The sequence below is a fragment of the Psychrobacter sp. CX97 genome (genome assembly GCF_057396285.1).
Genome location: NZ_JBXYJE010000007.1, coordinates 181260 through 189835, shown reverse-complemented (window position 1 = coordinate 189835; position 8576 = coordinate 181260). Strand labels below are relative to the sequence as shown.

The following is an 8576-nucleotide window of genomic DNA, read 5'->3' as shown; positions in this document are numbered from 1 at the left end:
AAGATTGGATCAAGGTTTATAACACCCAAAGACCTCATGATTCACTTAATGATATGACACCTGCTGAGTATAGACAGGTTGCTTAATTATTCTACGATGTTGTTGTGTTAAGAATGGGGTATTTCCAGATTCACTACAGGTCATGCTCATACATGAGCATATAACCTGTAAGCTAGCAAGTCGCTTATCTCATTCAATACCAAATTTTAACCAAAAAAACCACCGCTATAAGCAGTGGTTTTATAAAAAAACTAGGGGTTAAAATAGGGTGTTAAGAATAGCTAGTGAAAATAGAGACTGAGGAACTATTCAGCGTCAGTACTCTTCGTCTTACCACGGCCACCAAACGCACCAAAACGTTTGTTGAAGCTCGCAACACGACCTTCGTTAGAAGTTTTACGCTGCTCACCTGTGTAGAAAGGATGAGAGGCACTAGAAATATCTAGTGGATAATATGGGTATTCTTTACCTTCATATTCACGAGTCGCTTTGGTTTTAGCCGTTGAACGGATTAAAAAATAAGCGTCAGCATTTGTGTCGTGAAATAATACTTGTTGATACTCAGGGTGGATATCTTTACGCATGATAAAATCTCTCTATGTCCGGTATACAGTCTGGCTGTACGTAACTGAGGCACTAAGTGTATTAGGCAGTTAGCCATCCTGTCACTGGCTTATTCCAGCACAAAATACCAACAGTTTACATTCTTAGCCTTCCTCAGCGGGAAGTTTAAGGCGGTAATTTTACAGACTTATGCCATTATGTGCAAGCCATTTGCATAAATATGTATTTAAATATCAAGTTAATATCGACTTACGCCTATAAACCAGCGACTATTTATTCATCCCATCATCCGTTTAAGTTTATCTGTGAGGATCATTCATGAGTATCTTTGCTAGACGCTTTGTCATCTTGACTTTGTTCAGGACTGTTTTTCTCTCCTGACTCATCTACGTTTTGCTTATCATTGTTGCTGTCGCTATTTTTAACCTCAGCACTTCGAGCATCTTTGGCGTCTTTTGAGTCAAAATCAGACGCATCCGATTCTTCCTTGCCCTTCTGATCTCCAGCCAAATCTTCGTCTTTAGCATTTGACGTAGGGCTTTTATTGCTCTCATCAGTCAGCGCCTGTTTTGCAGTTATGGGCTCAGGTCCAAAGGTCGCATTAGCCACGCCAATAACTTCATCAATAAGGTGGTTATTGTAATAAGTACCAACAGCAACCGCTGCCACAGGCATTATTTTGAGCAACCAGCTTAAGTCCATCCCGTCAATATCAATATTAAACTGTTCAGCAATTTTTTCGACTTGCTCTGCATAATAATTGACGTTGCTATTTTGTACGCCTATATTTTTAAGTTCACTACGCAAACCTTGATTATCCGCATTATCTAACAGCCCTTTTGCAACGCCTAGCCCTGCTAAAATTGCTTGTTTTTCTTGCATTTTACTAAGGTCGGCATGCGACAACACTGCATAGGCCATTTTCACACCCTGCTTACCCGTTAACGGCTTATCATAAACGGTGGCCAACTGATATACCGTGCGTAGTGAAACCAACAATAACCATAAGGTATCGGCAAGCATACCGGGTAAACCAGCCAATCCTGTGACCCCACCCATAGTGGCTAAGGCACGGTTTTGATTGGCAATATCTTTTGCTAGTGCATTGCGCTCTTGATCATCAAGCCTTTGGATGCCATCAAAACGGTGCTCATTAGGCAAGTCAATTTCGCTCCAAGTAGCTGCCAATTTGGCTAATTGAGCAAAAGCACCGTCTGTGATTTTTTGAAAGACGCTGTCAGGCACAACTTTTTTGGCATATTTGCCGTAAGTTGCAAAACGATTGCCTAACAATTGCTGTGACGCTCTTAAGGTTTGCTGGCTAAAGATGTTGTCAGCACCTCCTTTTTTATAACCTGATAAATCAACCGCTGTAAATTTACTGGCTTTATTAGATTTTGCATTGATGCCATCCAATACTGAGCCAATACGCTCTAGGTTGTTACGTGCCATGTGACCCACTGTACCGATGCCATTGATAAGGGGCTTACTCGGTTTGGCATTATCTGATTCATTACTCATAAGCTATTGTTCCTAAGTTTAAATGAACGACTGTTTCGATCTTTATAAATTCTACTCGTATAAAGTTAATACGCTATTTATAGTTAGTCTTAGCATATGTTATCAGGTTGCTAAATTCAGTTTAAACAGTGTTATCACTATTTTAATGTAGATTAATTTTAGTGTTAATTACTTGGGGTAAGGCTATAATAACGCTCAATGGAGATTCATAAATTAAATGCTTATTAAATTAAGAGCCTATCAAATAACAACTAATAAATAAAGCCACACATCAACCTAATTGTAATGCTAAAGCGATTTCTAAAGTGACCTCTAACACGCATGGTAAAACATACATTTTTAATCATCTGCCAGCACATAAGCTGGTGCCGATGCTGGTTAATACATCACAACAGCTCAAGTCAGATCTTTTTTGGCACATATGCTGGCTAAACAATAATGGCAAACCTGTTATTGGGTTATTACCCAAAACGGCATGGACAGCACTACCTATCACTACCAATGATAGGCATTATAACAATAATAAACACACTGATAACCAAGCTATAGACAGTAGCAGACAACCAAAGCGGGTCCAAAATTGCCGTGGTCAAAATTATGTGCGTATTATAAAGTCAACTCGCAACTTTACCCAGCAAACGCCAACCTGCCTTACAAACACTGTCATTTTTGATGACTGGATAAACGCACTCATTGCTTATTCTACTCAGCATAATGACAGCCAAAAATCTATAGTAAAGCCTGATAACACCTATAGAAACGGGCTAATGGGATTCATTGGTTATGACATCACTGCGAAAAACCTAAGCCCAGACTCTAATATTAGCATAGCAGAACAACCTTGTGCTTTTATGGCACATTACGATATTTACTTGATGCCTAATGCAAAAGGCAGCTGGCAACTTTTCATTGATGAAAATACTGAACAAGACGCTATTGATACCGTGCTAAATTTTTTAAACATCATCGACAGTCAGACTAGCAAAGGCAGCCACTCAGATACCGCTCATAGTGCCTCAACCAGTGACTTACAAGTCTCTTTAATGTCTGCTCCGGCATTAACTTTAACGAACCGTTGGCATTACCAACAATATAAGTCAGCTTTTAAGCAAGCTCAAAAATATCTGTATCAAGGCGACAGTTATCAGATTAATCTAACCCAAAAATGGCAGGGACAGCTTGGACAGGTCAAAACTGAGCAGCACACATCAGTATCTGCACGCTTAGTTAACTATCTACCCCGTTTACATACAAACACCCAAGCCCCCTATGCAGGATATTTAAGCGTCGATCGCTTATACCAAAGGATAAACGGCACTAACCCACATGTGGATAGCCACTCAAACTTGAGAGACTTTGAATTATTAAGCTGTTCACCTGAATTGTTTGTGCAGTTTAATAAAGGGCCAGAAGGTCAACAATTCATATTAACCAAACCTATTAAAGGAACCGTACCTCGAGGATACAGTGCAGAACAAGATGAGCAACTGAAACGGCAACTGGCGAATAGTGAAAAAGATAAAGCTGAAAACGTTATGATTGTCGACTTATTAAGAAATGACTTAGGCAAATATGCTAAGACGGGTAGCGTAAAAGTGCCTAAACTATTTGCTATTGAAAGTTTTAGTAATGTACACCATATGGTCAGCTCCATCACGGCTACGATCAAACAAGAGTACCATCCTCTAACCGTCCTATTTGACAGTTTACCAGCCGGTTCTATTACTGGCACGCCTAAAAAGCGAGCAGTCGAAATTATAAATGAATTAGAGTCAGACCCTCGCGGTGCCTACTGCGGTACCATGGGATATCTTAACTTTGATGGCACTGGACAGTGGAATGTGCTGATTCGAACGTTACAGGCTGATGAGGTAGGCCAAGTTGCACTCTGGGCAGGAGGCGGTATTACTGTCGGGTCTGAGTGCGCTGCTGAGTATCAAGAATCTCATGACAAAGTCAGCAACTTAATCCGTATTTTAAATCCCGAAACGGGAAACTCTAACACGTTAGACCCTAAAACAGATCCTAACAATTAGTGCTATTGGCAGAATGCATAACCATGTCAACAGCATCGTTAGAAATGAATAAAAAATCGACAGACAAAAGACGGGATTATTAAATCCGTCTTTTATATTTAGTGCTTAACACAGAATACATTTAGTGCTTAACCAAAAATCACACTTTTTAACCAAAAACTGACCCATCTCAATGTTGTCAATATCACTATTTAGCCGACTTAAGTTAGCTTAAGTAACCTAGCCTAAGCTCGCAAACGCCAATATAACAAAAAACCTATTCGCTTGTCGTCTCAACTATCTGCTTTAAAGCATCAATCAAGCGTTTATTTTGCTCAGCAGTACCTACGGTTATGCGCAAATACTCATTGATTCTGGGCTGATTAAAATAGCGAACAATAACCCCTTGTTCGCGGAGTTTCTGCGCCACTTCCGCTGCCGCACCTTGTTTTGGACGTGCAAACACAAAGTTAGCTTGTGAGGGCAATACATCGAATTCGAGATCAGCTAAATCAGCATTCAATTGTTCTCGCAGGGCAATCACTTTACGGCGCGTGTTATTAAAATAGTCTGTATCAAGAACACTTGCTAATGCTCCTGCCTGCGCTAGACGGTCTAGCGGATAGCTATTAAAACTATTTTTCATACGGGTTAATGCTGTAATCAATGAGGGGTTAGCAAAGGCCATACCCACACGTAATCCAGCTAGTGAACGTGACTTTGAAAAAGTCTGTGTTACCACAATGTTGTCATACTCATTGATAAGACTGATTGCCGATACCGTCTCCTCATCGCTATTAGCAAAGTCAATATAGGCCTCATCAATGACGATGACCGCATTAGGATGCTCATCTGCCAGCTTGCTAATAGCATCTAATGGCGAAAGTAGACCAGTTGGTGCATTCGGATTAGCAATAATAATACCGGAGCAAGGCTGACGGTAATCATTAGGCTCAATAGAGAAATCAGCACGCAGCGGAATTTTAATCAAATTCACCCCAAACGTTTCTGCATACACAGGATAGAAGCTATAGCTAATATCAGGTGCCAGTAAAGGACGCTCCTTTAAGAAGAAGCAGGCAAATACCAAAGCCAATACTTCATCCGAACCATTGCCCACAAATACTTGATCTATATTCAAATCATAGGTTGTTGCTAAAGCCTGCCTCAATTTATTTGACTCTGGTTCTGGATATAAACGTAGCTGTTCTGCTTGATTGGTTAACACGGCAGTAATCGCTTCCGCTACTTTAGGTGAGGGCGGAAATGGATTTTCATTGGTGTTTAGCTTGCATAAATTATCATGTACAGGCTGCTCTCCTGGCACATAAGGCGTTAAGTTCCGCGCTTTGTTTGACCATAATCGAGTATCAGGTTTTTGTTCCATAGTATTTATCATCTTTTTTTTATTAAAATCATCATATAGCGACATCTAAGAGTAACGCTATATCATGATTACAAATATGCATTGGCTTCCGTACGGTTTGTCTTTTTATTTTTTCTTGCTATTAACTGCCGAAGCCTAATTCTACTACTTGATTATTTTAACATGCTGACAAAGATCGAATAGCGCTATTAAGTTAAATAACGGCTAAAATATACTCAAAACGACAGTGAATGTCGTGAATTTTTGCGTGTTATTCAAATACCTGCTTATACTCATACCATTCCTATTTTAACAACTCTTGATTCCAGTACTCTTTTCTGAGTTACTGAACTCAAAGCTTTCAAAATAAGACGTAGGAGCATTAATAGCTTTTCCTAACTTAACTATGCGCTACGTTAGTTATGTATGTACGTATGACTTACCCTATCACTTTTATAAGACTAACTTATTAATGACAATGCTAAAATGAGTAAAATATGATTGATAAGCCTAATTTCGATCGACACAATTTCTAACCTATACGCTTTCAACCCATACGCTTTCAATCCATGCTGCGATAACGTGCCGATCGCGCATGAGCCTCTAGATTTTCTTGCATCGCTAACGTATCCGCTACTTTCGCAAGTGTTTTTGCGCCCTCTGGCGAGCAATAGATTAGCGATGATTTCTTCTGGAAGTCATAAACGCCCAATGGAGATGAGAAACGTGCTGTACCTGAAGTTGGCAATACATGGTTAGGCCCAGCACAATAGTCACCAATAGCCTCGGGCGTATGGCGTCCCATGAAAATAGCACCAGCATGGCGAATATCTTTAATCAGTGCATCTGGATTATCAAGCGATAACTCTAAATGCTCAGGCGCAATGCGATTAATAACCTCAAGACCTTCAGCGCGATCTTTGACTAAAATCAGTGCTCCACGGTTTTCGAGAGCCTCACGTGCAATATCCGCTTTTGGGAGTTTAGCAAGAGCAAGCTCGATAGCTCTAGCGACGTCATGTAGCTGCTCGTTACTTGTGGTTACAAAAATAGCTTGAGCTACCCTGTCATGCTCGGCTTGCGACAATAAGTCCATCGCTAACCAATCGGCATTGTCCCCCGTTTCGCCTTCTGCGTACACCAACACTTCGGAGGGCCCAGCGATCATATCGATACCGACTTGCCCGTATACAGCACGTTTGGCAGCGGCAACATATTTATTACCAGGGCCAGTCACTTTGTCGACTTGTGGGATACTCTGGGTACCATAAGCCAATGCGGCGACGGCTTGAGCACCGCCAATCGTAAATACTTTATCAACCCCAGACAGATAAGCCGCTGCCAACACCAAGGGATTCAGCTCACCTTTGGGTGCAGGTACGACCATAATGACCTCTCTAACACCAGCGACTTTTGCGGGAATAGCATTCATCAATACCGATGACGGGTAGGACGCTAAACCACCCGGTACATAGATACCTACTCTATCAAGAGCCGTCACCTTCTGTCCCAAGCGATTGCCAAGCGCATCAGTATATTCCCACGTCTCTTGAACTTGACGTTGATGGAAGTCTTTGATACGTTCGGCAGCCGTTTTCAGCGCGGACTTTACCGTAATATCGAGACCATTATAAGCCTGCTTGAATTCATCAGCGGTTAACATCAGCTCGTCCATACTGGTGGCTGGATGCGCATCAAACTTTTGAGTAAGCGCCAATACGGCATCATCTCCCATGCTACGAACTTGACTGATAATATCATCTACCGTGCTTAGCAGCTGTTTATCATTCACAGTTTCAAACGCTAATAGGTCTTCTAGTTGTTGATTAAAACTGTCATCGGTGCTGTTTAGGGTACGCATGAAAATTCCTTGAAGCTTGTCTGGGTAAGCAAAATCTTGGTATACAAAATCTTGATAAACTTAGAACCTGTATTCATAAACTAAAGTTAGGAAATTTTTATAATAAAATGAGTCAATACGAGGAAAAATTTGCTTAAATAGTCATTCTATTTAGTCCTAATTAGTCCTAACTTTAACAAAGTAGTGCCTTATTTTAGATAAAAATAGCCAGTTATAGATTGTGAATACAGGGTATTAATAGCTTGATAGACTTAATAAACAAAATATAGTACGGGGTAAAATGTAATGTATAACAGCTAAGTTACTTGATTTTTATAAGGACAATCTTAAAAAAAACCAGTGTAGCATGCACCACTTTGAATATTTTTGACGCACGAGTTTTAAACTTTCTTTAGTTCACTTCTTTTTTAGAGCACGCCTACCCCACTATAGTGGGTTCAATTTAATTCTGCTACGGAGCAATAGAGCGATAGTGTATAAATGATACTTCGAGCAAGATTAACAATATTAAAATCAATAATGTAATAGGTCTAAGTTTAATGGGATATATAACCTTGACGCATAGGCGCATAGGCGCATAGGCGCATAGGCGCATAGTAGCTATGTTAATGACAAAGCGTCTATAAATCTAGACGTACCTTAAGTTCTAAAAGTACGTGGAGTTTAGCCTCGATTGCAGCGGATGTGATTTAATTTACTAAGTGACCGGCTAACGGCTGGTTAGTTAATATTCAAAGCTTCGGAGACTCGTTTCGGACTCCTAAACATATAAATATAGGCAAAGACAGGCAAAATATTTAAGTCGAAAGACTGAGTTGCGATCATAGGGATTCTACTTTTATAAACACTTTATAGATAGTAAAAGTAATTTACTTTAAAGCGTTGCTTACTTTAAGTCATGTCATTATTTTACTGTACAGACATACTACCACGGTATGGTAAGAGATTAGGTCACACTAAACAGTATTTGGCACTTTAACCTTATTGTCCTAAACTCTGTGCTACTTTAGACTCATTAAAGTGTAGGTTTAGAATTTAAGAACAAACCCTTCTTATAAAATAAGAAACTGGATAATAAAAAGGGCAACATTCTAATTCTCCTAACTTTGACATTGTGGCTTTAGACAACAGCTACTTCTTAGTGATTGAACTCAATGGCGGCTTTGAATTAAAAGATGCTGGGACACAGAAGCATATTTCTAAAATATCCATAGTGGGGCAACTGATATAGAAGCCATTACTGATACGG

At 40.0% G+C, this 8576-nt stretch carries 6 protein-coding genes; 2 read left to right on the top strand and 4 right to left on the bottom strand.

Annotated features, from left to right (window positions below; translation table 11 throughout):
• A partial coding sequence (locus tag AC2SLL_RS07705) for an integrase core domain-containing protein (protein WP_486531109.1) occupies window positions 1-86 on the top strand: 86 nt, incomplete at its 5' end.
• Window positions 87-305: 219 nt separating this feature from the next.
• On the opposite strand, the gene AC2SLL_RS07700 is transcribed toward AC2SLL_RS07705, so the two are convergent.
• Both AC2SLL_RS07700 and AC2SLL_RS07695 read right to left on the bottom strand, forming a co-directional pair.
• Window positions 306-584: a type B 50S ribosomal protein L31 gene (locus tag AC2SLL_RS07700; RefSeq protein WP_486531102.1), complete on the bottom strand. Its 279-nt coding sequence runs from the start codon at window positions 582-584 to the stop codon at window positions 306-308.
• A gap of 292 nt (window positions 585-876) precedes the next feature.
• Complete coding sequence (locus tag AC2SLL_RS07695) at window positions 877-2085, bottom strand: EcsC family protein (RefSeq protein ID WP_486531101.1); 1209 nt, start codon at window positions 2083-2085, stop codon at window positions 877-879.
• A 371-nt stretch (window positions 2086-2456) separates the two neighbouring features.
• Here AC2SLL_RS07695 and AC2SLL_RS07690 point away from each other — a divergent pair, with 371 nt between their 5' ends.
• The gene (locus AC2SLL_RS07690; protein WP_486531108.1) at window positions 2457-4121 is read left to right on the top strand and encodes an anthranilate synthase component I family protein; all 1665 of its coding nucleotides are present in this window, start codon (window positions 2457-2459) and stop codon (window positions 4119-4121) included.
• A gap of 256 nt (window positions 4122-4377) precedes the next feature.
• Here the strand turns inward: AC2SLL_RS07690 and hisC are convergent, their stop codons facing one another.
• Together hisC and hisD are read right to left on the bottom strand one after the other, a co-directional pair.
• The gene (gene hisC / locus AC2SLL_RS07685; RefSeq protein ID WP_486531100.1) at window positions 4378-5499 is read right to left on the bottom strand and encodes a histidinol-phosphate transaminase; all 1122 of its coding nucleotides are present in this window, start codon (window positions 5497-5499) and stop codon (window positions 4378-4380) included.
• Between the two features lie 529 nt (window positions 5500-6028).
• Window positions 6029-7327 (bottom strand): histidinol dehydrogenase, encoded by a 1299-nt coding sequence (gene hisD / locus AC2SLL_RS07680; protein ID WP_486531099.1) that lies wholly within the window; start codon window positions 7325-7327, stop codon window positions 6029-6031.
• Between the last annotated feature and the right edge of the window lie 1249 nt (window positions 7328-8576).

What these genes read in the sequence shown, in the direction of transcription:
- AC2SLL_RS07695 (WP_486531101.1), bottom strand. Translation starts at nt 2,085, where the DNA reads ATGAGTAATGAATCAGATAATGCCAAACCGAGTAAGCCCCTTATCAAT.
- AC2SLL_RS07700 (WP_486531102.1), bottom strand. Translation starts at nt 584, where the DNA reads ATGCGTAAAGATATCCACCCTGAGTATCAACAAGTATTATTTCACGAC.
- AC2SLL_RS07690 (WP_486531108.1), top strand. Translation starts at nt 2,457, where the DNA reads ATGCTGGTTAATACATCACAACAGCTCAAGTCAGATCTTTTTTGGCAC.
- hisC (WP_486531100.1), bottom strand. Translation starts at nt 5,499, where the DNA reads ATGATAAATACTATGGAACAAAAACCTGATACTCGATTATGGTCAAAC.
- hisD (WP_486531099.1), bottom strand. Translation starts at nt 7,327, where the DNA reads ATGCGTACCCTAAACAGCACCGATGACAGTTTTAATCAACAACTAGAA.